At 72.1% G+C, this 26068-nt stretch carries 22 protein-coding genes, 1 tRNA gene and 1 other RNA gene; 13 read left to right on the top strand and 11 right to left on the bottom strand.

The window, feature by feature from the left end; genetic code table 11:
• Nucleotides 1-83: 83 nt before the first annotated feature.
• From AC5RWQ_RS13140 to AC5RWQ_RS13150, 3 genes are all read right to left on the bottom strand, one after another.
• Nucleotides 84-578, bottom strand: a complete 495-nt coding sequence (locus AC5RWQ_RS13140) for a hypothetical protein (protein ID WP_494283201.1) — start codon at nt 576-578, stop codon at nt 84-86.
• A 32-nt stretch (nt 579-610) separates the two neighbouring features.
• The gene (locus tag AC5RWQ_RS13145; RefSeq protein WP_494283013.1) at nt 611-1225 is read right to left on the bottom strand and encodes a hypothetical protein; all 615 of its coding nucleotides are present in this window, start codon (nt 1223-1225) and stop codon (nt 611-613) included.
• A gap of 375 nt (nt 1226-1600) precedes the next feature.
• A tRNA-Ser gene (locus tag AC5RWQ_RS13150) sits at nt 1601-1685 on the bottom strand.
• An 82-nt stretch (nt 1686-1767) separates the two neighbouring features.
• Here AC5RWQ_RS13150 and ffs point away from each other — a divergent pair.
• The 4 genes from ffs (at nt 1768) to recR (ending at nt 5876) form a co-directional block, all read left to right on the top strand.
• An RNA gene (gene ffs / locus AC5RWQ_RS13155) (signal recognition particle sRNA small type) lies at nt 1768-1857 on the top strand.
• Nucleotides 1858-1965: 108 nt separating this feature from the next.
• Nucleotides 1966-4857 carry a DNA polymerase III subunit gamma and tau gene (locus AC5RWQ_RS13160; protein WP_494283014.1) on the top strand — a complete coding sequence of 964 codons (2892 nt, stop codon included), beginning with the start codon at nt 1966-1968 and terminating at the stop codon, nt 4855-4857.
• Between the two features lie 109 nt (nt 4858-4966).
• A complete protein-coding gene (locus AC5RWQ_RS13165; protein ID WP_334494230.1) occupies nt 4967-5275 on the top strand; it encodes a YbaB/EbfC family nucleoid-associated protein in 309 nt (102 codons plus the stop codon).
• 7 nt (nt 5276-5282) lie between these two features.
• On the top strand, nt 5283-5876 hold the full coding sequence (gene recR, locus AC5RWQ_RS13170; RefSeq protein ID WP_334494228.1) for a recombination mediator RecR: 594 nt from the start codon (nt 5283-5285) through the stop codon (nt 5874-5876).
• Nucleotides 5877-5944: 68 nt separating this feature from the next.
• Here recR and AC5RWQ_RS13175 read toward each other — a convergent pair whose 3' ends face one another.
• On the bottom strand, nt 5945-6544 hold the full coding sequence (locus AC5RWQ_RS13175; protein ID WP_494283015.1) for a hypothetical protein: 600 nt from the start codon (nt 6542-6544) through the stop codon (nt 5945-5947).
• Nucleotides 6545-7495: 951 nt separating this feature from the next.
• Here AC5RWQ_RS13175 and AC5RWQ_RS13180 point away from each other — a divergent pair.
• From AC5RWQ_RS13180 to AC5RWQ_RS13200, 5 genes are all read left to right on the top strand, one after another.
• Nucleotides 7496-9169: an ABC transporter substrate-binding protein gene (locus AC5RWQ_RS13180; RefSeq protein WP_494283016.1), complete on the top strand. Its 1674-nt coding sequence runs from the start codon at nt 7496-7498 to the stop codon at nt 9167-9169.
• Nucleotides 9170-9268: 99 nt separating this feature from the next.
• Entirely contained in the window at nt 9269-10276 is a 1008-nt protein-coding gene (locus AC5RWQ_RS13185) for an ABC transporter permease (RefSeq protein WP_494283017.1), read from the top strand.
• A gap of 62 nt (nt 10277-10338) precedes the next feature.
• Nucleotides 10339-11295 (top strand): ABC transporter permease, encoded by a 957-nt coding sequence (locus tag AC5RWQ_RS13190; RefSeq protein ID WP_334484327.1) that lies wholly within the window; start codon nt 10339-10341, stop codon nt 11293-11295.
• Nucleotides 11296-11407: 112 nt separating this feature from the next.
• Nucleotides 11408-12394, top strand: a complete 987-nt coding sequence (locus AC5RWQ_RS13195; protein WP_494283018.1) for an ABC transporter ATP-binding protein — start codon at nt 11408-11410, stop codon at nt 12392-12394.
• Complete coding sequence (locus tag AC5RWQ_RS13200) at nt 12391-13488, top strand: ABC transporter ATP-binding protein (protein WP_494283019.1); 1098 nt, start codon at nt 12391-12393, stop codon at nt 13486-13488. The genes AC5RWQ_RS13195 and AC5RWQ_RS13200 overlap by 4 nt, the downstream gene beginning before the upstream one ends.
• A gap of 51 nt (nt 13489-13539) precedes the next feature.
• On the opposite strand, the gene AC5RWQ_RS13205 is transcribed toward AC5RWQ_RS13200, so the two are convergent.
• Together AC5RWQ_RS13205 and AC5RWQ_RS13210 are read right to left on the bottom strand one after the other, a co-directional pair.
• A complete protein-coding gene (locus AC5RWQ_RS13205; RefSeq protein WP_494283020.1) occupies nt 13540-13926 on the bottom strand; it encodes a hypothetical protein in 387 nt (128 codons plus the stop codon).
• Complete coding sequence (locus tag AC5RWQ_RS13210) at nt 13908-14567, bottom strand: HNH endonuclease family protein (protein WP_494283202.1); 660 nt, start codon at nt 14565-14567, stop codon at nt 13908-13910. Before AC5RWQ_RS13210 ends, AC5RWQ_RS13205 begins: the two co-directional genes overlap by 19 nt.
• A gap of 107 nt (nt 14568-14674) precedes the next feature.
• Between AC5RWQ_RS13210 and AC5RWQ_RS13215 the strand changes: the two genes are divergently transcribed.
• A complete protein-coding gene (locus AC5RWQ_RS13215) occupies nt 14675-16174 on the top strand; it encodes an MFS transporter (protein ID WP_494283021.1) in 1500 nt (499 codons plus the stop codon).
• A gap of 19 nt (nt 16175-16193) precedes the next feature.
• On the opposite strand, the gene leuA is transcribed toward AC5RWQ_RS13215, so the two are convergent.
• Complete coding sequence (leuA, locus tag AC5RWQ_RS13220; RefSeq protein WP_494283022.1) at nt 16194-17945, bottom strand: 2-isopropylmalate synthase; 1752 nt, start codon at nt 17943-17945, stop codon at nt 16194-16196.
• Nucleotides 17946-18186: 241 nt separating this feature from the next.
• The gene (locus AC5RWQ_RS13225) at nt 18187-19464 is read right to left on the bottom strand and encodes an MFS transporter (protein WP_494283023.1); all 1278 of its coding nucleotides are present in this window, start codon (nt 19462-19464) and stop codon (nt 18187-18189) included.
• A gap of 73 nt (nt 19465-19537) precedes the next feature.
• Here AC5RWQ_RS13225 and AC5RWQ_RS13230 point away from each other — a divergent pair, with 73 nt between their 5' ends.
• Nucleotides 19538-20527: an ArsR/SmtB family transcription factor gene (locus AC5RWQ_RS13230; RefSeq protein WP_494283024.1), complete on the top strand. Its 990-nt coding sequence runs from the start codon at nt 19538-19540 to the stop codon at nt 20525-20527.
• Between the two features lie 31 nt (nt 20528-20558).
• Here AC5RWQ_RS13230 and AC5RWQ_RS13235 read toward each other — a convergent pair whose 3' ends face one another.
• Nucleotides 20559-21089, bottom strand: coding sequence for a nitroreductase family protein (locus AC5RWQ_RS13235; RefSeq protein WP_494283025.1), 531 nt, complete (start codon nt 21087-21089; stop codon nt 20559-20561).
• An 84-nt stretch (nt 21090-21173) separates the two neighbouring features.
• Nucleotides 21174-21902 carry a hypothetical protein gene (locus tag AC5RWQ_RS13240; protein WP_494283026.1) on the bottom strand — a complete coding sequence of 243 codons (729 nt, stop codon included), beginning with the start codon at nt 21900-21902 and terminating at the stop codon, nt 21174-21176.
• Between the two features lie 264 nt (nt 21903-22166).
• Between AC5RWQ_RS13240 and AC5RWQ_RS13245 the strand changes: the two genes are divergently transcribed.
• A complete protein-coding gene (locus tag AC5RWQ_RS13245; RefSeq protein WP_334484281.1) occupies nt 22167-23432 on the top strand; it encodes an aspartate kinase in 1266 nt (421 codons plus the stop codon).
• Nucleotides 23433-23437: 5 nt separating this feature from the next.
• Nucleotides 23438-24499: an aspartate-semialdehyde dehydrogenase gene (locus AC5RWQ_RS13250; RefSeq protein ID WP_494283027.1), complete on the top strand. Its 1062-nt coding sequence runs from the start codon at nt 23438-23440 to the stop codon at nt 24497-24499.
• Here the strand turns inward: AC5RWQ_RS13250 and AC5RWQ_RS13255 are convergent.
• On the bottom strand, nt 24496-25872 hold the full coding sequence (locus AC5RWQ_RS13255; protein ID WP_494283203.1) for a GGDEF domain-containing protein: 1377 nt from the start codon (nt 25870-25872) through the stop codon (nt 24496-24498). The two genes, AC5RWQ_RS13250 and AC5RWQ_RS13255, sit on opposite strands and share 4 nt — an antisense overlap.
• Between the last annotated feature and the right edge of the window lie 196 nt (nt 25873-26068).

Genomic DNA, 26068 nt, shown 5'->3' on the forward strand with positions numbered 1-26068 from the left:
TGCGTCATCTGCGCCGGCGAGAAGATGATTCCACGCCGATGATCTTCGGACAATCGGCTTGGTGGTACGCGGTGCGGGCCGGCTCAGCAGGGGCCGTAGCCCTCGTCGAAGAGGCGGCGGGCCCACTCGGCGTACCCCGCGATGATCTCCCGGACGGTGACCCCGTCGTGCAGGAACAGGTACGCGCGGTTGCCGTTGCGGGCGAGCAGTCCGTCGAACCGGTACGTGCCGCGCGGGGCGGCCAGCCGGGTCGCCGACGGGTAGCGCTCCCGCACGTCGCTGACCGGGGTGCCGACCGTGATCCCGTCCGGGGTGCTCATCGGGTCGTCCAGCCAGAGCAGCACCAGCCGGTCCTCGACGAAGATCGGGCTGACCTCCTCGTGGTCGGTCAGCGTCGGGCCGCAGGCGTCCACATCGGAGCGGAGTGCGCCGCGCCGGCTGAGTTCCTGCTCGGTGTCACCGAACTCGATGCCGCTCAGGCCGTCGAGGTCGACCACCTCGGTGTCGCCGACGGGTCGGGCCGGCACCAGCGGACCCTGCGGCGCCACGCCACTGCCGGCGATCGAGGCGGCGGTCAGCAGCACAGCAATAAAAGCAAATTGTCGCAATTTCACGGAAGCCCCCAGTCCCCAACGGGACCGGGGCGCTGAGGTTGCTGGTCGTCGCCGGATTGCCGGAATTCCCATTCCTCGGCCAGCTCGTCCCAGTAGTCGGCGGTCAGACCCCGCCGGCCGTGGGTCAGCCAGCCGGCCGTGTCGCGTTCCAGGTGCAGCCCGAGTTCGGCGAACGGGTCGATCCACGGCCCCGGCTCCGTACCCAGCCGGGTGAGCGCCGCGTTGATCGGCCACTCGGCGCGCGGCCGGTCCAGGGCGCCGTCGAAGTGTGGCCCCCAGGTCACCTCGCCGCCCAGCCACACCACCGCCGACTGGCGTCCCAGCCCGCCGGCGAACTCCGCCTCCAGGTATGCCACCGGCCCGCGCCTCGACCAGCGGGCCAGCAGCGCGGCCAGGGCTGGTGCGAGGACCAACGCGAAGGGGTGGTCGGCATCCGGCTCGTCGGTCGCGAAGTCCGGCAGCGCGCCGGTCAGCTCCTGCACGAGCTGCGGTGTCACCGGCAGCAGGGCGAAGTCCTGGCGCAGCGCGGCCAGCACCGCGTGGTCCAGGTCGGCGGTCTGCTCCCGCAGTAGCTCGGCGTCCGCGACGACCGCGCTGAGCTGGTAACTCATCGGATCCCCCCGCCATCCACAGGCTGTGGATGGAACATGTGTACGACGGATCCGCCGCCCGCCGGTTCCTGGCACCGTACCGGCCGAACCCGCCGGGGCGTACCGGGAAGAGGCCGGACCTCGGCGGGCCCGGCCCCTTCCCGACGGGTTCGTCACCAGGCGGTCATGTCCGGAAGCTGGTCGACGGAGATGGTCCGCGGGTTCGCCATCGCGGTCTTCCACAGGCCGGCGACGTCCTTGCCGCTGCCGGCCCAGTCCCGGAGGGGCGCTGATGAGTTGTGCGACGGGCGCCGGCGAGGGGGACCTGCGGGCAGGGAGACGACGAAGGGCCGGCCCCGAGTGGGGCCGGCCCTTCGTCGATGCTGCTCAAGCGAGCGGAGGATACGAGATTCGAACTCGTGAGGGTGTAAACCCAACACGCTTTCCAAGCGTGCGCCCTAGGCCTCTAGGCGAATCCTCCGCGAGCCAGGATACAGGTACCCCGGCGGCCGGCCACCCCACCACCCCCTGAAGATCCACGCGAGGTCGGGTAGGCTTGGCGGTACCTCCCGTGCGGCGGTATCTCGTGAACCTCCCCAGGGCCGGAAGGCAGCAAGGATAAGCGAGCTCTGCCGGGTGCACGGGAGGCCTTTTTGTCTCCGGGCACCGGTACCGTACCTACGGGTCAGGTCACTCCGGTGGTGGGTGGTCACCCGCGCCTGACCGGCGCAGAATGGCTCGGTCGAGAGGAGGCGGTACGGGTGGCACTGGCCCTTTACCGCAAGTACCGGCCGCGCACCTTCGCCGAAATGATCGGCCAGGAGCAGGTCACCGAGCCGCTGTCACAGGCGCTGCGCAGCGGCCGGCTCAACCACGCCTACCTCTTCTCCGGCCCGCGCGGCTGCGGCAAGACCTCCAGCGCCCGGATCCTGGCCCGCTCGCTCAACTGTGAGCAGGGCCCCACCCCCGAGCCGTGCGGGACGTGCGGGTCCTGCCGCTCGCTGGCCCCCGACGGCGGCGGTTCGATCGACGTCATCGAGATCGACGCGGCCAGCCACGGTGGCGTCGACGACGCCCGGGAGCTGCGCGAGAAGGCGTTCTTCGCCCCGGCCAGCAGCCGCTTCAAGATCTACATCATCGACGAGGCGCACATGGTCTCGTCGGCCGGCTTCAACGCCCTGCTCAAGCTGGTCGAGGAGCCGCCGGAGTACGTCAAGTTCATCTTCGCCACCACCGAGCCGGAGAAGGTCCTCGGCACGATCAAGTCGCGGACCCACCACTACCCGTTCCGGCTGTTCCCGCCGAAGGTGCTCCGGCCGTACCTGGAGCAGCTCACCGAGGCGGAGGGGGTGACCGTCGATCCGGCGGTCTTCCCGCTGGTGGTGCGCGCCGGTGGGGGCAGCATGCGGGACAGCCTCTCCGTGCTCGACCAGCTCATCGCGGGCGCCGGCCCGGAGGGGGTCGGCTACGCTCGGGCCGCCGCGCTGCTCGGCGTGACCGACTCGGCGCTGATCGACGAGATGTGCGACGCGCTCGCCGCCGGGGACGGCGCGGCCGCGTACGCCACCGTCGACCGGGTCGCCGAGGCCGGCCACGACCTGCGCCGGTTCGCCTCCGACCTGCTGGAGCGGCTGCGCGACCTGATCGTGCTCCAGCAGGTGCCCGACGCCGCCGCCAAGGGCCTGATCGACGGTCCGGCTGACCAGATCGAGCGGATGGCCGCCCAGGCCCAGCGGCTCGGCCCGGCCACCCTGTCCCGCTGCGCCGACATCGTGCACAACGGCCTGGTCGACATGCGCGGCACCACCGCGCCCCGGCTGCTGCTGGAGCTGATCTGCGCCCGGATGATGCTGCCCGGCGTGGACGACTCCACCGGCGGCCTGCTCCAGCGCCTGGAACGGATGGAACGGCGGCTCACCCTGGGTGGCGCCGAACTGCCGCCGGCCGCCGCCGGCTCCGCGCCGGTCCCTCCCGCCGCTCAGGTACGCCCCGAGCCCGCCCCCGCCGCACCCCACTCCCCGGCAGCGCCCGCGTCCGGCGCCGCCATCGCGGAGCCTGCCGGCACGGTTCACGGCGGCCCGTCCGCCCCCGCCGGTGCACCGGTTTCGCCGGCCGTGGGCTCCGGCGCTCCGGCCGTCGGTGCGGCCGACCCGGCCCCGATCGCCCCCGCGACACCCCGGCGGGTGCCGCCGGAGGCGGTGATGCGCGACCCGGCCACGCCCGAGCCGCCCCGCCCGGGTGCCGGCGCGCCGGGTGCGCTCGACACCGTCGCGGTACGCCGTGTCTGGCCGGAGGTGGTCGGGAAGGTCAACCGGAGCAACAAGCGGATCGCCGCGCTGATGCGCGACGCCGTCGTCCGGGACCTGGACGGCGACACGCTGGTGCTGACCGTCAAGTCGTCGGTGCTGGCCAAGATGATGTCCGACCACGCCGCGGTGCTCACCGACGCGCTCTACGAGGAGCTGGGTGGGCGCTGGCAGATCCGCTGCGAGGTCGCCGGTGAACGCGGCGGTACGTCGCTGGGCGGGCCGCCCCGGTCCGCTCCGCCCCGCCCCGCGCCCACCCCGACCCCCGCGTCCGCCCCGCCCGCCGCCACCCCCGCTGACGGCCCGCCCGCCCGCAGCGGCCCGACCGGTTCTCCCGGTCCTGCCGGACCGGGTGCCCCCGGTCCTACTGCACCCGGCGCCGCCGGTCCTGCCACGAACGGTTCCGCCGGCGGTGGTGCCCACGGTTCCGCTGGTGGCGGACTCGCCGGTCCCTCCGGTGGCGGCTCGAACGGTTCTTCCGGTGGCGCCCACGGTTCGTCCGGAGGTGGCGTGGTCGGCTCCGCCGGGTCCGGATCGAGCGGTCCGTCCCCCGGTGCGGTGACCGGCTCCCCGGGCGGTGGACCGGTGGGCGTGGCTCCGAACACCGCCGTCGGTTCCGGTCCGGCTGGTGGTCCGATGAGCGCGACCGCCCGTGGCCCGGCCAGTGGGGCAGCGCGTCCCGAGGCGCCCGGCACGGGTCCGACCGGCGGCTCCGATGCCGGTGGCTCCGATGCTGACGACGACTGGCCGGAGCCGGCCCGTCCCGGTGGCGGTGCCGACGAGGACTGGCCCGAGGCGGCCCGCCCCGGTGGCACGGCGACCGGGGCGGCGAGCGCCGACGACTGGCCCGAACCCGCCCGCCCCGGCGGCGCGACGGCCACCACCACCACGGGTACCGCGACCACGGGTGCCGCGACCGCGACCACCACGGCTGCTCCGGCGCCCGCCGCGCCGGCCGTACCGAAGCCGGCCGGACCGCGGGCGACGCCGCCCTCGGCGGGCCCCGGCAGCGCGCCGGTGAGCAGCGCGATCGCGGCGGCCCGCGCGGCGGCCGCAGCGGCCGCCGCCGGTGTGGGCAAGGGCCCGCGGACCGCCCAGGTGACCCGGAAGACCGCAGACGCAGACTGGGCCGGCGAGCCGCCGTACGACCCGGACTACGACGGGCCGGTACGTGGTGGCCGCTCGCAGCCGGCCGCCCAGTCCTACGAGGGCTTCGACCCGGGTGACGAGCCGCTGGACGAGGTGATTGACGAGCGGACGGCCCGGCAGTCCAGCGAGGAGCAGGCGGTGCAGCTGCTCCGCGAGGCGTTCGGCGCCGAGAAGATCGACGAGGTGGATGCCCGCTGACGCAGGTGTTCCCCCGACCGGACCACGGGCCGCCCCCGGTTAGGCTGGGCGCGGCCGAGCAGACGAGTGCGAGAAGGAGCCATCCGTGCGCCCAGGTGGACAGCCGAACATGCAGCAGATGCTGAAGCAGGCGCAGAAGATGCAGCAGCAGATCGCCAAGGCCCAGGCCGAGCTGGCCGAGGCCGAGCTGACCGGCACCGCCGGCGGCGGCCTGGTCACCGCGACCGTCTCCGGCTCCGGTGACATCAAGAGCATCAAGATCGACCCGAAGGCGGTCGACCCGGAGGACGTGGAGACCCTGGAGGACCTGGTCGTCGCGGCCCTGCACAACGCCGCCGAGGCGGCCCGTGAGCTGACCGAGAAGAAGATGGGCCCGGTCGCCGGTGGCATGGGCGGCCTCGGGCTGCCCGGATTCTGATCCGCAGATGTATGAAGGTGCCATCCAGGACCTGATCGACGAGCTGGGGCGGCTGCCGGGCGTAGGCCCGAAGAGCGCCCAGCGGATCGCGTTCCACGTCCTCTCGGCGGACCCCGCCGACGTCAACCGGTTGGCCGGCGCCCTGCGCAAGGTCAAGGAGCTGGTCCGGTTCTGCACCACCTGCTTCAACGTGGCGGAATCCGAGCAGTGCCGGATCTGCCGCGACCCGCGCCGTACCGACGAGGTGCTCTGCGTGGTCGAGGAGCCCAAGGATGTGGTGGCGATCGAGCGGACCGGTGAGTTTCGCGGCCGCTACCACGTGCTCGGCGGGGCGATCAATCCGCTGGAGGGGATCGGCCCGGACAACCTGCGCATCCGCGAGCTGATGACCCGGCTCAGCAGTGGCGTGGTCCGGGAGCTGATCCTCGCCACCGATCCCAACACCGAGGGCGAGGCGACTGCCACGTACCTCGCGCTGATGGTCAAGCCGATGGGGATCGCGGTGACCCGGCTGGCCAGCGGCCTGCCGGTCGGTGGCGACCTCGAGTATGCCGACGAGATCACCCTCGGTCGCGCGTTCGAGGGACGCCGCGCGGTCTGACCACCGGCCACGAATACGCCGCTGGCCGGCACCCGTCAGGGGTGCCGGCCAGCGTTCGCTTATCGGGGTCAGCTGTTCCAGTGCTTGGCGACGAGGTCGGCGGCCTGCTGCTCCCACTGGGCGTAGGCGTCCGGGTAGGCGGAGACCTGCACGGTCTGGGCGGCTTCGGTCAGCGGCATGTCCTGCCAGCCGTCGATCTGCTTGAGGCCCTTCTGGAAGGCCATGGTGGAGTAGATCGGGTCGGTGATCTGCTCCGGGCTGCCCCAACCCGAGGACGGGCGCTGCTGGAACAGGCCCAGCGAGTCGTGGTCGTTGCGGTCGCCGAGGTGGCCCAGGTTCTCCAGCTTCGACTCCTGCAGGCTGGTGGCGATGGAGATGACCGCGGCCCGCTCGTCCAGACCCGACTTCTTCGTCCCGGCGATGATCGCCTTCACGTTCGCGGTCTGCTCATCGTTCAGGTCGATGCGCGACTGGCTGCCCTGCACACCGTGCGGGATCAGCTTGGCCTTGTCCACGCCCGGCTTGTCGGCCTGCACGGCCACCGCGACGGGCTTGGCGTCCACCGCCGGGGCGGCGTGCGCCTCGGCCATCGGGCCGGCGAACACGCCACCGGCGAAGGCCAGACCAGCGATACCCAGAACACTCTTACGCAGCATGGTGGTCTTCATCAGAGAAGCTCCTTCGGGGGTTGGCCCAACCCGAACCAGGGGGACGGTCACGGGCGGGCAAGCACCACGAACAGGGGCGCTCAAAGCACAAGGGGGAAAGTCTTCGTCCGGCTGGCTTCACAAGCCGGGGGGCTCGGGCGCCGGGACCATGTGTAACGACCGCGGGCCCGCCATCATTCCGGGGCTTGGCCATCCATCCGGCCAGGCCGGGAGGGGCTGCTAGTGCGGTCGTGCAGAGGATGTAACGACCGCCGGCCCGCCGTCATTCCGGGGCCACCGCATCCATCCGGCCGGGCCGGAGGGGTTGCTACTGCGGTCGTACGGGATATGTAACGACGGCGGGCCGGCCAGGATTCCGGGCTCAGGGTGCCACCGGTCACGGGACGACACCGCCCGGCGGGTGCAGACCGGACCCGTCGCCGTGCGGCGGAACTGGACAAGCGGTCACCACGGCACAGACCGGACGCGCCGGTCAGGGTGCGGGCCGGGATCGGGCAGGCTCTCCACACCGCAAAACCGGACATCCATCGCAGAAGGCGGCACCGGTAATCCGCCATGTCCAGGGCACGGTGGTCGTCGCTGGCGGTCCGACCGTCCGCATGGGGACGGGCGCTGGCGGGTGTCCGCGTACCCGATGAGGCCGGACGCGGAGCCGGCGGCGGCGGGCGGGAGATCGGCCACGGCGGACACGAGGTGGTGCGGCTTCTCGGGGTGGGGGTTTGGGGTGGTTTGGTGGGGCGCGTCGCCGCCCTTCCGGCCGAACCGGGACGGGGTGCCCGGTGTGACAGCCCCGTTTGTCGGGAGATCCGGGGCTGTCAGACGCGGCCGCTTGGTGTCGGCTTGATAGCGATTGCCTAACGGGCGTTCCGCTTCCGTGTGTCGTGTCATAGCCTCCGGCACACGGACCGAGCCATAACCCGGCGTTGGTCAGGCGGATGACAGAGGTGAGAGATGCAGGCGAGAAGGCTAAGGACGGCCGTGAGCCTCGCGGCCGTTGCAGCCCTTGCGGTCGGCGCAGCCGGCTGCGCGGATAGCGACCGCAGCGATGACAGTGGCGAAGCCAAGACTGGCGGCACCTTCATCTTCGCCGGTGCCGGCGACCCGAAGAACTTCGATCCGATCTTCAACGATGACGGTGAGTCGTTCCGGCCGATCCGGCAGATGTACGACACCCTCGTCATGAACAAGCCGGGCACGGCCGACCTGGAGGGGGGCCTGGCCGAGAGCTGGGAGCACGACCCCGACGGCAAGGTCTGGACCTTCAAGCTGCGCCAGGGCGTGAAGTTCCACGACGGCACCCCCTTCAACGCCGCCGCGGTCTGCTACAACTTCGACCGCTGGTACAACATGAAGGGCGCCGCCGCCCAGTCGCAGATGATCTACTACATGGACGTCTTCGGCGGCTTCGCGAAGAACGAGAGTGCCGACGCCGGCAAGCCGGTCTACAACAAGTGCGAGGCGAAGGACGACAACACCGCCGTCCTGACCATGAACCAGTACAAGGGCGCGTTCCCCGGCGCCTTCGCGCTGACCGCGCTCTCGATCGCCAGCCCGGAGGCCCTGAAGAAGGGCGACGCCGACACGGTCAAGCAGAACGGCGACTCGTTCGAGTACAGCTCGTTCGCGACCGCCGGCCCGGTCGGCACCGGCCCGTTCAAGTTCGGTGGCTGGGACAAGGCCAAGAACGAGATCACCCTGGACCGGAACCCCGACTACTGGGGCGAGAAGGCCAAGGTCGACAAGCTGATCATCAAGGTGATCAAGGACGAGAACACCCGTAAGCAGGAGCTGCGCGCGGGCACCGTCCAGGGCATCGACTTCCCGGCTCCGGCCGACCGGAAGGCGCTCGCCGGTGAGGGCTTCCAGGTCCTCGACCGCCCTGCGTTCAACATCCTCTACCTGGGTCTCAACCAGAAGAACCCGAAGCTGAAGGACCTGCGGGTGCGCCAGGCGATCGCCTACGCCCTCAACCGTCAGCAGCTCGTCCAGACCAAGGGCCCGGGTGGCACCAAGGTCGCCGACGAGTTCATGCCGGACACCGTGCTCGGCTACGCCCCGGACGTGCAGAAGTACGACTACAACCCGGAGAAGGCGAAGCAGCTGCTCAAGGAGGCCGGCGCCGAGGGTCTGACCCTCAACTTCTACTACCCGCCGGACGTCTCCCGGCCGTACATGCCGAACCCGCAGGAGATCTTCACCATCCTGGCCAACGACCTCAAGGCCGTCGGCATCAAGGTCACCGGTGTGCCGCGTCCGTGGAACGGTGGCTACAAGGACGACGTGCAGCAGTTCGGCAAGCACGACCTGCACATCCTCGGCTGGACCGGTGACTACAACGACCCGGGCAACTTCGTCGGCACCTTCTTCGGCCGGGGCAAGGTCGAGTTCGGCGACCAGGCCATGACCGAGATGTTCGACGCCATCGCCAAGGCGGACGGCACCGTCGACGAGGCCGGCAAGAAGGCCGCGTGGGAGCAGGTCAACCGGGACATCGCCGCGAAGTGGCTGCCGGCCGTGCCGATCTGGCACGCCCCGCCGGCCATCGTCGTCACCAAGGACGTGAAGGGGCTGGTCGCCAGCCCGCTGACCGACGAGCGTTTCAACACGGTCAGCGTTTCCAAGTGACGTCCGTCGGCTGACGCCGTAGGCGTGGATCGGCCCGGGTCGGGGGCTCCTCCCGGCCCGGGCCGATTCCGCGAACATCGAGAGTCTGGTGTGTGAGAGATGTTGCGAGTCATAGTCCGCCGCCTGCTGCAGCTGGTGGTGACGCTGATAGCGCTGTCCGCGCTGATCTTCATCTGGCTGCGGAACCTGCCCGGCGGCCCGATCGAGGCGCTGCTCGGCGAGCGGGCCACCCCCGAACGCCGCGCCCTGCTGATCAAGGCGCTCGGCTACGACCAGCCGATCCTGGTGCAGTACGGGAAGTTCATGCAGCGCGTGATCACCGGCGACTTCGGCAACTCGATCCGGACCGGTGACCCGGTCACCGAGGTGATCGGTCGGGCCTTCCCGGCCACCGTCGAGCTGGCCCTCGCCGCGATGATCATCGCGGTGGGTCTGGGTATCCCCCTCGGCTACCTCGCCGCCCGCTGGCGCGGCCGGGCGCTCGACCACCTGACCGTCATCGGCACCCTGCTCGGCATCTCGATCCCGATCTTCTTCCTGGGCTACCTGCTCAAGGATGTCTTCACCCAGAACATCCACTGGTTCCCGCCGTCCGGGCGGGTCACCACCGGCATCGACAACACCGAGGTCACCGGGTTCTTCGTCCTGGACAGCCTGCTCACCCGGGAGTTCGATGCCACCGCCGACACGCTCTGGCACCTGATCCTGCCGGCGTTGACGCTGGCCACCATTCCGATGGCGGTAATCGTCCGGATCACCCGGGCCAGCGTGCTCGACGTGCTCAACGAGGACTACGTGCGCACCGCCGAGGCGAAGGGCCTGCGGCACCGCACGATCCGCGGCCGGCACATCCTGCGCAACGCCCTGCTGCCGGTGGTCACCACCATCGGCCTGCAGACCGGCGCGCTGCTCTCCGGCGCGGTGCTCACCGAGAAGGTCTACAACTGGGGCGGGCTCGGCACGCTGATCACCGACTCGATCACCGGCGGCCGGGACTACCCGGTGCTGCAGGCGCTGATCCTGCTCGCCGCGCTGGTCTTCGTGGTGATCAACCTGCTGGTCGACCTCTCCTACGCCTTCATCGACCCGAGGGTGCGTGTGCGATGAGTGATCCGGTAACCCGACCCGACGTGGTCGGCCAGCGCGCCGGTGGCTCCCAGGCCGGCGGCATGAGTGAGCGCGGCATCGGCCTGCTCGGTGAGCGCAAGAAGGCGCAGCTGGAGCAGCTGGCCCAGGCCAGCGCCGAGAGCGGCGGGGTCAGCCTCGTCCGGGACGCGATCCGTCGACTCCGGCGCAACCCGGCGGCGATCATCGGCGCCATCCTCATCGTGCTCTTCCTGCTGATCGCGATCTTCGCGCCGTTGATCGCGCCGCACGATCCGATGCAGCGGTTCGACGAGCTGACCAGCCGACTCACCGCCGACAACATCCCTGGCGCGAGCGATGGCTTCCCGCTCGGCTCCGACCAGCTCGGTCGGGACTTCTTCTCCCGGTTGATCTACGGCAGCCGGCAGACCCTCTTTGTCGGCGTGCTCGCCACGCTGATCGGTCTCGGCCTCGGCGTGCTGCTCGGGGCGGTCGCCGGCGCCTTCGGCGGCTGGGTCGACAACCTGCTCATGCGGTTCACCGACGTGATGCTGGCCCTGCCGGCGCTGCTGCTGGCGATCACCCTGGTCGCCGTGGTCACCCGGCCCAGCCAGTGGACGGTGATCCTCGCGGTGGCCATCGTCAACGTGCCGATCTTCGCCCGGCTGCTGCGCGGGGCGATGCTCGCCCAGCGGGAGAGCGACCACGTGCTCGCCGCCCGGGCGCTCGGCGTCAAGGAGCGCAACATCGTGCTCCGGCACATGCTGCCCAACGCGATGACCCCGGTGATCGTGCAGGCCACGTTGACCCTCTCCACCGCGATCATCGAGGCCGCGTCGCTCTCCTTCCTGGGGCTCGGCGACCCGGACCAGGAGCGGGCCGAGTGGGGCGCGATGCTCGGCGACGCCGGCGTCCACTACTTCGAGGTCCGCCCCGAACTGGCCTACTATCCGGCGCTCGCCATCATCGTGGTCGCGCTCGGCTTCACCCTGCTCGGTGAGGCGATGCGCGATGCGATCGACCCGAAGAACCGGCGGTGAGGGCGGTGCGGGGCGACAGCACGATCGGCGACGACCGCCGGCGGGTGCGAGCAGTGAGCTTGCCCGCCTCGCGGTCGCGAGCGAAGGACCAGCACAGTGAGGACGTGACCCGATGAGCCTGCTCGACGTACGCGACCTGAACGTGGTCTTCCAGCGCCGGGGCGAGCGGCCGTTCACCGCGGTCGACAAGATCAGCTTCAGCGTCGAGCCGGGGCAGACCGTCGGCCTGGTCGGCGAGTCCGGCTGCGGCAAGAGCGTGACCAGCCTGGCGATCATGGGCCTGCTGCCCAAGCGCGGCAACCAGGTCACCGGTGAGGTGCTCTTCGAGGGCACCGACCTGCTTAAGCTCCGCCCGGACGACCTGCGGGACCGGCGCGGCCGGGACATCGGCATGATCTTCCAGGACCCGCTCTCCTCGTTGAACCCGGTGATCCCGATCGGGGTGCAGGTCGCCGAGGTGCTGGAGCGGCACCGGGGGATGGACCGGCGCAAGGCGCTGCGCGAGGCCCGGGAACTGCTCGACGCGGTCGGCATCCCGGACCCGGAGCGCCGGCTCAAGGAGTACCCGCACCAGATCTCCGGCGGCATGCGCCAGCGGGCGCTGATCGCCATCGCGCTGGCCTGCAAGCCGCGACTGCTGATCGCGGACGAGCCGACCACCGCGCTGGACGTGACCATCCAGGCGCAGATCCTCACCCTGCTCAAGCAGCTGGTCGACGAGACCGGCACCGCGCTCATCATGATCACGCACGACCTGGGCGTGGTGGCCGGCCTCTGCGACACGGTCAACGTGCTCTACGGCGGCAAGGTGGTCGAGCGGGCCGCCCGGCACGAGCTGTTCGCCCGGCCCCGGCACCCGTACACGCACGGGCTGCTGAGCTCGGTGCCCCGGCTGGACTCGGTGCGCGGTGAGCGGCTGCACGCCATCCGCGGCTCGGTGGCCGACAACATCCCGTGGACCGAGGGGTGCGCCTTCGCGCCCCGCTGCGACAACGTGGTGGACGCCTGCCTGGACGGGGCTCCACCGTTGGAGCCCACCGCGACCGGCGGCGACCTGCGCTGCAACAACCCCGTTTCGGAGGAGGTGGCGGTGCCGTGACCGAGCGGACGGAACCATTGATCGAACTGCGTGACCTCAAGGTCCACTTCCCGATCAAGAGCGGGGTGCTCTTCGACCGCACCGTCGGGTACGTCTACGCGGTGGACGGCGTCTCGCTGTCGATCAACGCGGGTGAGACGTACGGGCTGGTGGGCGAGTCGGGCTGCGGCAAGTCGACCCTGGGTCGGGGCCTGCTGCGGCTGGTCGAGCCGACCGATGGCGAGATCGTCTTCGACGGGACGGACGTCCGCTCGCTCAAGGGCGAAAAGATGCGGCTGGCCCGCCGCCGGATGCAGATGATCTTCCAGGATCCGCTGTCCAGCCTCGACCCCCGGCAGTCGGTCGAGTCGCTGCTGGTCGAGGGGCTCAAGGCGCACGGGCTCGCCGGCGACAAGGCCGAGGTCGGCCGCAAGCTGCGGGACACCCTGGACGCGGTCGGGCTGCCCGGCTCGGCGCTGCACAAATACCCGCACGAGTTCTCCGGCGGGCAGCGGCAACGGATCGGCATCGCCCGGGCCCTGGTGCTCAACCCGGAGCTGATCGTCGCCGACGAGCCGGTCTCCGCACTGGACGTGTCGATCCAGGCCCAGGTGCTCAACCTGCTGGAGGACCTGCAGAACGAGCGGGGCCTGACGTACCTGATCATCGCGCACGACCTGGCGGTGGTCCGGCACATCGCCGACACGGTGGGCGTGATGTACCTGGGCGGCCTGGTGGAGGAGGCGTCCAGCGACGACCTCTACCGGGAGCCGATGCACCCGTACACGAAGGCGCTGATGTCGGCGGTGCCGGTGCCGGATCCGCTGGTGGAGGACCGCCGGGAGCGGATCCTGCTCGCCGGTGACCTCCCGTCGCCGACCAACCCGCCGGCCGGCTGTCGGTTCCACACCCGCTGCCCGTGGGCGCAGAAGACCCGCTGCGTCGACGAGCGGCCCGCGCTGCGCGAGGTGGTCGGCGGGCACAAGGTGGCCTGCCACTACGCCGAGGACATCGCGGCCGGGCGGATCCGCCCGCACGAGGTCGAGCCGGAGCTGGTCCGGCCGGACGACGGGGCGGCGCCGGGTGACCCGGGAGAGTTGATCCCCACCCCGTGAGGACATGACGAGGCCCCCTTCCCGACGTCGGGAAGGGGGCCTCGTCGCGTCTCAGCCCTCCGGGCGGTTGAGCAGCGCGACCGCGATGGCGTGCACCGCGTCCAGCCCGGCCGGGTCGGCCAGCGGGGCCTTGCCGCGGGTCACCGCGTACCACTCGTCGGCGTCCTTGTACTGGACGGCGAGGGTGACCTGGCCGTCGGCGTACGCCGTCCGCAGGGTCAGCTCGCCGGTGACCACGCCGGCCTCGTCGGTCATCACGCCGCCCGGCCCGGCGGTCAGGTCCGCGGTGAGTTCCCGCGGCGACCCGGGGCCGTGCGCGTCGGCGGTCATTCCGGCGCCGGGCACCTCGGCGGAGGCCGCCGGCTGTCCGTCGGCGGTCATCCCCGCGGCGGTGTTCCCGGCCGGCGCCCCGACTCCGGTCACGGCTTGCTCGCCCATGTGCAACCCTCCAACATGTCGCCGAGGGCGGCCTTCTCGGCACTGGTCACCGTCAGCCGCCAGTAGTGTTTGACCGTCACCCAGTTTTCGGCGTACTTGCACCAGTAGGAGCGGTTCGCCGGTTTCCATTGCGACGGGTCCTGGTCACCCTTTGCCCGGTTGGAGGTCGCGGAAACCGCGATGAGCTGGGGGCGGGTCAGGTCGTTGGCGAAGTCGCCGCGCTTGCGGTCGTCCCAGTCGTCGGCCCCGGACCGCCAGGCGTTCGCCAGCGGCACCATGTGGTCGATGTCCACGTCGGACGGATCGGTGAAGGTCCGCCCGTCGTAGATGCTCTGCCACCGGCCGGCCACCACGTTGCAGCCGGAGAGGCGGATGTCCTTCCCGTCCCGCTTCAGCACGCTGTCCCGCACGTCGCAGTTGGTGCCGGTGTCCCGCCAGTGCGGGAACCGATCCCGGCTGTAACCCTTCATCGAGCCGGCGGACGCGACGGTCAGTTCGGCCAGCTGTTCACCCACGTTGCCGGCGCCGCTCGGCGGCGCCTGCGGCTCGTCGAGCGCGACGTCACAACCACCCACGCCGAGGGCGAGCGCCGCGGCCAGCGCGGCCGCCCCGGCCCCACGAGCTCCTGATTTGGTACGCACAGACGACACCTCTTTAGCTTGCGGGCTCCCGGCGATCCCGCACAGTACCCAAGCGGGGTTTCCGCGTTTCGTGGCGTGCCCACGTCCCGGAAGGCAGATTGGTACCCATGACCGCTCCCGCTCACGCGCTCCGGATGGGGACCACGGCCGGCCGGGGCACCCTGCTCGCCGCGATCCTCGCCTCCGGCATGGTCTTTCTCGACAGCACAGTGGTCAACGTGGCGCTCCCCCGGCTCGGCGCCGAACTCGGCGCGACCGTCGCCGGTCTGCAATGGACCATCAACGGCTACCTGTTGATGCTCGCCGCGTTCGTGCTGCTCGGTGGTGCGCTGGGTGACCGCTTCGGCCGGCGGCGGATCCTCCTGCTGGGCGTGGTCTGGTTCGCGGTCGCCTCCGTCCTCTGCGGCCTGGCCCAGGACACCGGCCAACTGGTCGCCGCCCGTTTCCTTCAGGGCGCCGGCGGCGCGCTGCTCACCCCCGGCTCGCTCTCCGTCCTCCAGGCCAGCTTCCACCCGGACGACCGGGGCAAGGCGATCGGCGCCTGGTCCGGGCTCGCGGGTGTCTCCACCGCCCTCGGTCCGCTGCTCGGCGGCTGGCTGATCGACGCGCTCTCCTGGCGGTGGATCTTCTTCATCAACCTGCCGCTGGCGGTGGCGGTGGTGCTCGCCGCGCTGCGCTGGGCGCCGGAGAGCCGCGACGAGAACGCCTCACGTACCGGGGCGGGACGCCGGCGGTTCGACGTGACCGGTGCGCTCCTCGGCGCACTCGCCCTCGGCGGCATCACGTACGCCCTGATCGACGCCCCGGCCCGCGGCGTCCGCTCGCTGCCGGTGCTGCTCTCCGTGCTGGTCGGTCTGGTGGCGGCGGTCGCCTTCGTGGTGGTGGAGCGACGGCGGGGGGAGAGCGCGATGCTCCCCACCGGACTCTTCGCCAGCCGCCTCTTCTCGGTGTTGAACGTCTTCACCGTGGTGGTCTACGCGGCGCTCGGCGGGTTCACCTTCTTCCTCGCCGTCTACCTGCAGAACGTCGTCGGTTGGTCGGCGCTGCGCACCGGGCTGGCCACCGTGCCGATGACCGTGCTGCTGCTGCTCGGCTCCGCCCGGGCCGGCGCGCTGTCGGCGAAGATCGGCCCTCGGTGGCCGCTGACCGTCGGCCCGGTGATCGCCGCCGCCGGCCTGCTGCTGCTGCGCGGGGTCCGGCCGGGCGCGTCGTACTGGACCGGGGTGTTGCCCGGGGTGGCGCTCTTCGGTCTCGGGCTGACCCTGGTGGTGGCGCCGCTGACCGCCTCGGTGCTGGCCGCGGTCGCCGACCGGTTCGCCGGGGTCGCCAGCGGCTTCAACAACGCCGCGTCCCGGGCCGGCGGCCTGCTCGCGGTCGCCGCGCTGCCGCTGCTGGTCGGTCTCACCGGCACCGGCTACGAGCAACAGGGCGCGCTGACCGACGCCTACCGGGGCGCCCTGCTCTGGTGCGCCGGCGGACTGCTGGCCGGCGCGGTGATGGCCGCCCTGCTGGTCCACCGCCCACCCCGTCAGGCGCCCCCGTCCCAGCCCTGCCACTCCCTTCCCGCCACCACCCCACCCGCCGCCCGCCGCGAGGGGCGCGGCTGAGCGGCGGGCGGGGCGGGGATCAGCCGCGGGCGCGGTTGACGGCGCTGGTGACCGCCTTGATGGAGGCGGTGACGATGTTGGGGTCGGTGGCCACGCCCCACACGGTGCGCCCGTCGACGTCGCACTCCACGTAGGCGGCGGCCTGCGCGTCACCGCCCGAGGAGAGCGCGTGCTCGTGGTAGTCGAGCACCCGTACCGCCACGCCCACCGCCTGGAGCGCGTTGACGTACGCGTCGATCGGGCCGTTGCCGACCGCGGTCAGCGCGCGCTGCTCGCCGCCGAGACCGACCCGGGCCTCGATCTCGACCTTGCCGTCGATGGTGCCGATGGTGTAGCCGGCCAGCGTGAGCGCCGGGTCCACCTGGTGCTCGAGCAGGTAGTTGCGGGCGAAGATCTCCCACATGGTGCCCGGCTCCACCTCGCCACCGGAGTGGTCGGTGACCTGCTGGACCACGCCGGAGAACTCGATCTGGAGCCGCCGCGGCAGGTCCAGCTGGTGCTCGGTCTTCATGATGTACGCGATGCCGCCCTTGCCGGACTGCGAGTTGACCCGGATGACCGCCTCGTAGGTGCGGCCCAGGTCCTTCGGGTCGATCGGCAGGTACGGCACCGCCCAGGTGAACTCGTCGACCGGCACCCCGGCCTCGGCCGCGTCCATCGCCAGGGCGTCGAGGCCCTTCTTGATGGCGTCCTGGTGCGAGCCGGAGAAGGCGGTGTAGACCAGGTCGCCGGCGTACGGGTGGCGCTCGTGCACGGGCAGCTGGTTGCAGTACTCGACGGCCCGCCGGACCTCGTCGATGTTCGAGAAGTCGATCATTGGGTCGATGCCCTGGGAGAAGAGGTTGAGCCCCAGCGTCACCAGGTCGACGTTGCCGGTCCGCTCGCCGTTGCCGAAGAGGCAGCCCTCGATCCGGTCGGCGCCGGCCAGCAGGCCCAGCTCGGCGGCGGCCACCCCGGTGCCCCGGTCGTTGTGCGGGTGCAGGCTCAGCACCAGGCTGTCCCGCCGGGGCAGGCGCCGGTGCATCCACTCGATCGAGTCGGCGTACACGTTGGGCATGGCCATCTCGACGGTGGCCGGCAGGTTGACGATCAGCTTGCGGTCCGGGGTCGGATCGACCACGTCGATGACCTTGGCGCAGACCTCCAGCGCGTACTCCAGCTCGGTGCCCGTGTAGGACTCCGGCGAGTACTCGTAGTAGATCTCGGTGTCCGGGGTGTGGATCTCCGCGTACTTCTGGCAGAGCCGCGCGCCGGAGGTGGCGATGTCGGTGATGCCGTCGCGGTCCAGGCCGAAGACCACCCGGCGCTGGAGCGTCGAGGTGGAGTTGTAGAAGTGCACGATCGCCCGCCGGGCGCCGCGCAGCGACTCGAAGGTCCGCTCGATCAGGTGCTCCCGGCACTGGGTCAGCACCTGGATGGTGACGTCCTCCGGGATCAGGTCCTGCTCGATCAGCTGGCGGACGAAGTCGAAGTCGGTCTGGCTGGCGGACGGGAAGCCGACCTCGATCTCCTTGTAGCCCATCTGCACGAGCAGCTGGAACATCCGGCGCTTGCGCTCCGGGGACATCGGGTCGATCAGCGCCTGGTTGCCGTCGCGCAGGTCGACCGCGCACCAGCGGGGCGCGGTCTCGACGTGCCGGGTCGGCCAGGTGCGGTCCGGCAGGTCGATGCGGAACTGCTGCCGGTAGGGCTCGTAGCGGCGGAACGGCATCCGGCTGGGGCGCTGCCGGGCGAACGGATCGGTCTCGACGTCAGTGGCGGTATCAGCCATGGCGGAGTGCTCCCGTGGGTCATGTCGGGCGTCAGCAATCGGAAGGTGTCGGCGAGGTGCCGGGCGACGGTGCCCGAGCGGGTGCCGAGGAGAAGTTCGGATGTGCTGGACGGCGCGGTTCGACTCCGCGACGAGGTGCCGGCCGGTCAGGCCTCGTCGCGGCGACCAAGAAGAAGGTACGCCCGCCACATGACAGGGTCACCCTACGTGGTGAGACGGGGGCGGGGAAGGCAGGTCCGGACTATGGGACCGGAGTCACCGTCCGGTCCGGTTCCGGGGTGGGCTGGCCCAGCCGGGGCGTCCGCTCGGCTCGTGCCACCACGGGGACGATCGCCACCCCGACCAGCGCGAAGACCGCCGCCGTCGGGTACCAGCCCCAGCCGCCCGTGGTCACCCCGAGCGCGGTCAACCCCGCTGGGGCGATCAGGTACTGCAACTGCGAGCCGAGCCGGAACGCCCCCACGTACGCGCCGCGCTGGGCGGCCGGCGGCAGGGTGGCGGTGAGCCCCCAGGTGCCCGCCGACTCGACCAGCTCCGCCACGATGAGCAGCGTCGCGGCGGCCACCAGCACCACCACGGTGAGCGGGCCCCGGGTCGCCCCGGAGATCGGCAGGACCAGGCAGAACAGGGCGATCAGCAGGGCACCCCGGCGGGACGCCCGGGCCGCGCCCGGCGCGGTGTCGGCACCCCGGCTGGCGCGTACCTGGAGCAGGACGATCAGCACCGTGTTGAACAGCACCAGCCCGGCGATCAGGGTCTTCGGAGCGTCGGTGTGGGTGAGGATCCACAGCGGCATCACCGTCAGGTAGAGCGTCTGGTGCGCGGTGAGCAGCCCCGAGAGCAGCGACACCGCCATGAACGGGCGGTCCCGGAGCACGGCGAACCGGCTCAACGGCTCCGCCGGCCGGGCCGCCTCGGGGATCTGCGGCAGCCGCCGCACGAAGACCGCGGTCACCAGGAACACCGCCGCGATGAACCAGACCATCCCCCGGTACGCCGCCATGGTGTCCACCGCCACCACCAGGCCGCTGATCACCGCGCCCAGCCCGAATCCGACGTTCAGCAGGGAACGCTGGTACGCCATCGCGGTGACCCGCTCGGCCGGGGGCAGCGCGTTGAGCGAGTAGACCTGCCGGGCCACCCCCGTCGCGGCGTCGACACCGGCGAGCGCCACCACCACGGCGAGGAAACCGGCGAACCCGCCCACGAACGGGTAGCTGGCGAAGAGCGCCGCCTCCAGCACCAGCCCGAGCACCCAGACCCGCTGCGGGCCGTACCGGTCGGTGAGCCCGCCCAGCGGCACCGTGCCCAGCAGCGACACCCCGGCCGAGATCGACAGGCCCAACCCCACCTGGGCCGGGCTGAGCCCCAGGGCCCGGGTGAAGAAGACGGCACTGCCGGCCTGGAAGAGGCCGTGGCCGGTGGCGTACACCATGGCCTGCACGGCCAGGCTGCGGACGAGGCCGGCCGGCGGTACGACGTGCCGGACGGCGGTGCGGATGGTGTCTCTGGCCCCCATGACCGGTAAGCGAACCGTGCCCCCGGCCGCCCGGTCGAGCGATTTAGGCTGAGCCGAATCCACGGGGGTGGGCATGTCCGAGTTGCGCTTCGAACCGGCCGACGTGGCGGGCGTACGGTTCACCGTCTCGCCGGTGTGGGAGACCGTCTCCAGCATGTGGGTGCTGGACAACCCGATCCGGTACGCCGTGCACCTGTCCTGGATCGACCGGGCCAGGACGGCTCTCCGTCGCCCCGAGGTGGCCGGACGGGTCCGACCGCTGCGGGAGCTGACCCGGCCCCGGCGCTGGCTGCCCGACTTCCTCACCCCGGCCGCGCCCCGCGTGGACGTGACCCTGGCCGAGCAGCTCGACCAGATCGCCGCGACCCCGCCCGACGTGGTGGTACGCGACCTGCTGTCCACCCTGCCCAGCGGACCGCTGACCCCGTTCGGGCAGGCCCTGCTGGTCGAGCCGCGCGAGCTGCTGCCGCAGGTCGTCGACGCGCTGGGGGTCTGGTACGACGAGGCGATCGCCCCGGACTGGGCGCGGATGCGCGCGTTGCTGGAGGCAGACGTCGCGCACCGCGCCGCCCAGCTCGCCGAGGGTGGCGCCGGGCGGCTCCTCGACCAGCTGCACCCGACCCTGCACTGGCTCGGTGACCGGGTGGTCAGCGACGACCCGTTCGAGCGGGACTTCGACCTGGGTGGGCGCGGGCTGGCGCTCAATCCGGGTGTCTTCACCGACCGGCGGGTGCTGTGGAACCTGCTGGAGGACTCGGCGCCTGCCGGCACGTACCCGGTCCGGGCGGTCGGCACGCTCTGGGAGGCGTCCGCCGTGCCCACCGGGGATCCGCTGTCCCGGGTGGTGGGGTCGGGCCGGGCCGCGCTGCTGCACCTGCTCGGCTCGCCGGCCACCACCACCGACCTGGCCCGGCGTACCGGCCTGTCCGCCGGGAGCGTCTCTCAGCACCTGGCGGCGCTGCACGCCGCGGGGCTGGTCGTCCGGACCCGGCGTGGCCGGCATGTCTTCTACCGCAACACGGACGCCGCCATGGTGCTCCTCCGCGCCGCCTGCGGAGACTGAGCCGGGACCCTGACGGGCGCGGGGGAACGGCTCAGCGCAGCAGCAGTGCCGCGACGGGCTGCCGGTGGCGCAGCGCGGTCTCCCGGCGCCGCAGCTCCTCGGGCAGGCCGATCGGGTCGCCGAGCCGGCCGACGGCGGCCACCACCAGCGGCCGGACGCCCGCCGGCAGGTCCAGCTCGGCGGCGAGGCCGCCCCGGTCGAAGCGGGTGAGCTGGCGTACGTGCAGGCCGAGCGCGGTGGCCTGGACGGTGAGGTGGGCGATCGCCTGACCGAGGTCGTACGCGGCCCGCTCGGCGTCGCCGCCGGTGTGCGCCCCGACCACCAGGGCGGACGCGTGCCGGGCCCAGTGCTGGTCGTCGGCGGGCAGGCTGACCAGGATCCGCTTCCAGGTCTCGTCGTCGCGGTGGCCGAGGGCGAACCGCCAGGGTTGGGCGTTCCCCGTCGAGGGTGCCCACCGGGCGGCCTCCAGCAGGGAGGCCGCCTCCCCGCCGATCAGCTCGGCGTCCGGGTCGAAGGCGCGAGGGCTCCAGCGGTACGCGAGCAGCGGGGTGAGGTCGGCCATGGATGAAGCGTCCCGTATGGGCGATTGGTGCCGACGGTCGGGTCGGACAGATGTGGGCAAGAGCACCCGTAACGCCACGCCGGGTCAGGACGTTCCCACGCCCGTGCTTGACGACGGCGCCGCCACGCCCAACGGCTCGCCGCCCACCACCGGGCCGGCCAGCGACACGGTGGCCGGCGCCGGCCCGGGCGGCCCGGCCAGGGTCAGCGTGCCGAGCGCCGCCCGCAGGAAGGTGGGCGTGCCGTCGGAGTCGAAGCAGTAGATGCCCACGTCCAGCGGTGGGTTCAGCGAGGCGGAGGTGGTCTCGACCGCGTAGCAGATCCCAGTCGCCCCGGCCGGCGGGGTGGCGGCGGAGACCGAGAGCGGCGCCCGGCGGTCGGTCAGCACCGACAGCCAGTCGGTGAACGGGTGCTGCACCCGCGGGTCCAGGGCGGCGGGCACCGCCTGGTCCCGGTCGCCGAGGCGTACGCAGCCGGCCGCGCCCGGCCGGCCGGCGGACGGCAGGCCGCACTGGAAGAGCCCGTCGGCCGTGGCGGCGAGCGACACGTCGGCCGTGCCGCCGAGCGCCCCGCCCGGCACGTCGATCCGCCAGGTCCCGTCGTTCGCGCTGGTCACCGTGATGTCCCTTGGCGGCCCGTCGGTGCCGGTCAGCGTGTACCGCGCGGTCAGGTGCCGGTCCCGCGCCGCCGCGGCCAGCGCGGCGAGGGCGTCCCGGGCCCCGGCCGGCTCCGCCGGGGACGCGTCCGGCGGCCCGGTCGGTGCCGCCGCCGGGGCCGCGGAGGCGCAGGCGGCGAGCAGTGTCGGGAGGGTCACGAGAACGGCGCCGGTGAGTCGTCGCGCCGGGCGCGGGTGGGCATGCACCGGCACATTCTGCGCCGTGCCGGGACCGCCGGGACCCGGGTCGGGACGGCGTGTCGTGGCGGGGCGGAAACCACGGTCCCCGCCGGATGGTGGGATCACCCGACCGGGCCTGGCGTACCGCCCGATACCCTGGACAGGTCTGACACGCGCCGCCGGACTCGAGCAGCCGGCGGCGTCGGCACGCTCAGGGTCGTCGCTGGGAGGGAGTGCACCGTCGTGGCACTCGTGGTGCAGAAGTACGGCGGGTCCTCCGTCGCCAACGCCGAGCGCATCAAGCGGGTCGCGGAGCGGATCGTCGCGGCCCGCAAGGCCGGCGACGACGTCGTGGTGGTGGTCTCCGCGATGGGTGACACCACCGACGAGCTGCTCGACCTGGCCAACCAGGTCAGCCCGCTGCCGCCGGGCCGCGAGCTGGACATGCTGCTCACCGCCGGCGAGCGGATCTCCATGGCGCTGCTCGCCATGGCCATCCACAACCTGGGGTACGAGGCACGCTCGTTCACCGGTTCGCAGGCCGGCGTGATCACCACCTCGGTGCACGGCAAGGCCCGGATCATCGACGTCACCCCGGGCCGGCTCAAGGGCGCGCTCGACGAGGGCTCGGTGGTGATCGTCGCCGGCTTCCAGGGCGTCTCGCAGGACACCAAGGACGTCACCACGCTGGGCCGGGGCGGCTCGGACACCACCGCCGTGGCGCTCGCCGCCGCGCTGCACGCCGACGTCTGCGAGATCTACACCGACGTGGACGGCATCTTCAGCGCCGACCCGCGGATCGTGCCGGACGCGCGGCACATCAAGCAGATCACCTACGAGGAGATGCTGGAACTGGCCGCCTGCGGCGCCAAGGTGCTGCACCTGCGCAGCGTGGAGTACGCCCGGCGCGCAGGGTTGCCGATCCACGTCCGTTCGTCATACTCGACCAACACCGGCACGATGGTCACCGGATCGATGGAGGACCTTTCCGTGGAACAGGCGCTGATCACCGGGGTCGCCCACGACCGCAGCGAAGCCAAGATCACGATCGTCGGGGTGCCCGACGAGCCGGGTGCGGCCGCGCGGATCTTCGACACCGTGGCCGGTGCCGAGATCAACATCGACATGATCGTGCAGAACGTCTCCACCGAGGGCACCGGCCGGACGGACATCTCGTTCACCCTGCCCAAGACCGACGGCCCCACCGCGATGGCCGCGCTCAGCAAGATCCAGGAGACGGTCAAGTTCAAGGGCCTGCTCTACGACGACCACGTCGGCAAGGTGTCCCTGATCGGCGCCGGCATGCGCTCGCACCCCGGTGTCGCCGCCGGCTTCTTCGCCGCGCTCGGTGCGGCCGGGGTCAACATCGAGATGATCTCCACGTCGGAGATCCGGGTCTCCGTGGTCTGCCGGGACACCGACCTCGACAAGGCGGTCCGGGCCATCCACGACGCGTTCGATCTGGGCGGCGAGTCCGAAGCCGTGGTCTACGCGGGGACAGGACGGTAGCGCCGATGACGGCGCTGCCCACCCTTGCCGTGGTCGGGGCGACCGGTGCCGTGGGCACCGTCATGTGCGAGCTGCTCTCCGCCCGCCGCAACGTGTGGGGCGAGATCCGGCTGCTCGCGTCCGCGCGTTCGGTCGGGCGGCGGGTGCGGTGCCGGGGCGAGGAGCTCACCGTCGCGGCGCTGTCCCCGGAGGCCTTCGACGGGGTCGACGTGGCCATGTTCGACGTGCCGGACGAAATCTCCGCCGAGTGGGCGCCGATCGCGGTGGCCCGTGGCGCGGTCGTGGTCGATAACTCCGGCGCCTTCCGGATGGACCGGGACGTGCCGCTGGTGGTCCCCGAGATCAACCCGGAGCAGGTGCGCAACCGGCCCAAGGGGATCATCGCCAACGCCAACTGCACCACCCTCGGCATGATCGTGGCGATCGCCCCGCTGCACCGCGAGTACGGCCTGCGCGAGTTGGTGCTCGCGTCGTACCAGGCGGTCTCCGGGGCGGGGCAGGCCGGCGTGGACGCGCTGCACCTCCAGCTCGGCAAGATCGCCGGTGACCGGGTGCTCGGCTCCCGCACCGGTGACGTGCGGCAGGCGGTCGGCGACGAGCTGGGGCCGTTCCCCGCGCCGCTGGCGCTCAACGTGGTGCCGTGGGCCGGCTCGCTCGCCGACGGGGGCTGGTCCTCCGAGGAGATGAAGATCCGCAACGAGTCCCGCAAGATCCTCGGGCTGCCCGACCTCAAGGTCTCCGCCACCTGCGTACGGGTGCCGGTGGTGACCGGTCACTCGGTGGCGGTGCACGCGGTCTTCGCCACCGAGGTGGACGCCGAGAGCGCCCGCGAGGCGCTGCGCAACGCCCCTGGCGTGATCCTGGTCGACGACCCGGCGGCCGGCGAGTTCCCGATGCCGATCGACGCGGTCGGCACCGACCCCTCCTGGGTCGGCCGCATCCGCCGCGCCCTGGACGACCCCCGCGCCCTCGACCTCTTCGTCACCGGCGACAACCTCCGCAAGGGCGCCGCGCTGAACACCGCCCAGATCGCCGAACTCCTCGCCCGGGAGTTCACCCCGCGTTAGGCGGCGGCGAGGCGGACGGCGTCGCGGCCCTGGCGTTTGACCTGGTAGAGGGCCTGGTCGGCGCGGCGCAGTGTCCGTTCCGCCGGTTCGCCGGGGTGGAGGAGGGCCACGCCGACGCTGATCGTGCGGCCGGTACGGCGGGCCGCCTCGGTGAGCCGCTCGGCGATCCGGACCGCCTCTTCGGGGCGGCTCACCTCGATCACCGCGACGAACTCGTCGCCGCCCACCCGGTACAGCTCGTCGCCGTGCCGCAGCGCGCCCTCCAGGGCCCGGGCCAGCCCCACCAGCAGCCGGTCGCCGGCCTGGTGGCCGTAGGTGTCGTTGACCGTCTTGAAGCCGTCCACGTCGATGGCCAGCAGGGCGGTACGCCCCGGCGTGGCCGCCGCGAGCCGCTGCCCGAAGGGCCCGGTGTGCCGCAGCCCGGTGAGCGGGTCGGAGCTGGCCTGCTCGCGCAACTGGGCCAGGGTGCGCAGCCGGTCCACCGCGCCCCAGGCCTGCCCGGCGAGCAGTTCGATCAGGTTGACGGTGGTCGGGTCGGGGCGCAGCAGCCGTTCGTCGGCCACCAGCAGCACCCCACCGACGTCGGGCCGCCCGATCGGCACCGACACCAGGGTCCGCACCCCGGCGCGGGCGAGCGGCTGGTACTCGTCGGTGGGCGGATGACCCGCCTCGCCCAGGGTGTACGCCGAGCCCTGCCGGTGCGCGCGGGTGATCAGCCGGCCGAGCCGGCCCACCCCGGCTTCGGTGAGCTCGGCGCGGATCCGGGACTCCAGCTCGCCGGGGGTGGCGGTCGGCGCGCCGAGCCGGGGACCCCGCCGGCCGTTGAGCACCAGCACGGCGGCGGAGAGGGTGGAGACGTCCCGGGCCGCGACGATCGCGGCGGTCATCAGGTCCCACTCGGTGGGGGCGGAGGTCAGCGCGGTGGCGTGCCGGAGCAGCTTCTCGCTGCGGCTCTCGGCGGGCGGGCCGCCGAGTGCCATGATCCGGGCGCCGAGCCGGGCGGCGAGCCGCTCGGCGGTCTCCCGCCACGGCCCCAGCTCGGTCGGCTCGCTCCACTGAAGGTCGAGGACGCCGATCGGGCGCCCCGCGGGGTCGAGCACCGGTACGCAGATCTCGGCGGTGACGTCGGGGCGTACTGGGAGGTAGTCGGGGTCGTCGGCAACATCGGGGACGGTCGCGGACGCGCCGGAGGCGTAGACCCGACCGACGATGCCGGACTTGGGCGGCACGGTGGAGAAGACCTGCCAGGCTCCGGTCGCCGCGATGCAGCGCAGCCGGTCGTGGACCTGGAGCAGGACGGAGATCGTGGCCGGGGTGTACCGGGCGAGCGTGGCCACCGTCCAGGTGCACGCCTCTACCGCGGTCGACGCCATGGGCAGGCGGACCGTGGCGTCCCGGACGACTCGCTCGTGATCCACGTTCTTCCAGATGGGGGAGGGTCCCGGCCGGCGCCGGGGCTGCGATCAAGCGTACTCAGTCGGCGACCACCCCGCCCATCAAGATCGATTTGTTCGTACACATGTTTCATCCACAGGGTGTGGACAGGGCCTGTGGGTACCCGGCGGGCGG

It is taken from the genome of Micromonospora sp. BS32, from assembly GCF_059089345.1.

Coding starts and splice junctions, on each gene's coding strand:
- AC5RWQ_RS13185 (WP_494283017.1), top strand. CDS start 9,269: ATGTTGCGAGTCATAGTCCGCCGCCTGCTGCAGCTGGTGGTGACGCTG.
- AC5RWQ_RS13205 (WP_494283020.1), bottom strand. CDS start 13,926: ATGGGCGAGCAAGCCGTGACCGGAGTCGGGGCGCCGGCCGGGAACACC.
- AC5RWQ_RS13175 (WP_494283015.1), bottom strand. CDS start 6,544: ATGAAGACCACCATGCTGCGTAAGAGTGTTCTGGGTATCGCTGGTCTG.
- AC5RWQ_RS13250 (WP_494283027.1), top strand. CDS start 23,438: ATGACGGCGCTGCCCACCCTTGCCGTGGTCGGGGCGACCGGTGCCGTG.
- AC5RWQ_RS13145 (WP_494283013.1), bottom strand. CDS start 1,225: ATGAGTTACCAGCTCAGCGCGGTCGTCGCGGACGCCGAGCTACTGCGG.
- leuA (WP_494283022.1), bottom strand. CDS start 17,945: ATGGCTGATACCGCCACTGACGTCGAGACCGATCCGTTCGCCCGGCAG.
- AC5RWQ_RS13180 (WP_494283016.1), top strand. CDS start 7,496: ATGCAGGCGAGAAGGCTAAGGACGGCCGTGAGCCTCGCGGCCGTTGCA.
- AC5RWQ_RS13215 (WP_494283021.1), top strand. CDS start 14,675: ATGACCGCTCCCGCTCACGCGCTCCGGATGGGGACCACGGCCGGCCGG.
- AC5RWQ_RS13230 (WP_494283024.1), top strand. CDS start 19,538: ATGTCCGAGTTGCGCTTCGAACCGGCCGACGTGGCGGGCGTACGGTTC.
- AC5RWQ_RS13255 (WP_494283203.1), bottom strand. CDS start 25,872: ATGGCGTCGACCGCGGTAGAGGCGTGCACCTGGACGGTGGCCACGCTC.
- AC5RWQ_RS13235 (WP_494283025.1), bottom strand. CDS start 21,089: ATGGCCGACCTCACCCCGCTGCTCGCGTACCGCTGGAGCCCTCGCGCC.
- AC5RWQ_RS13225 (WP_494283023.1), bottom strand. CDS start 19,464: ATGGGGGCCAGAGACACCATCCGCACCGCCGTCCGGCACGTCGTACCG.
- AC5RWQ_RS13195 (WP_494283018.1), top strand. CDS start 11,408: ATGAGCCTGCTCGACGTACGCGACCTGAACGTGGTCTTCCAGCGCCGG.
- AC5RWQ_RS13165 (WP_334494230.1), top strand. CDS start 4,967: ATGCAGCAGATGCTGAAGCAGGCGCAGAAGATGCAGCAGCAGATCGCC.
- AC5RWQ_RS13190 (WP_334484327.1), top strand. CDS start 10,339: ATGAGTGAGCGCGGCATCGGCCTGCTCGGTGAGCGCAAGAAGGCGCAG.
- recR (WP_334494228.1), top strand. CDS start 5,283: ATGTATGAAGGTGCCATCCAGGACCTGATCGACGAGCTGGGGCGGCTG.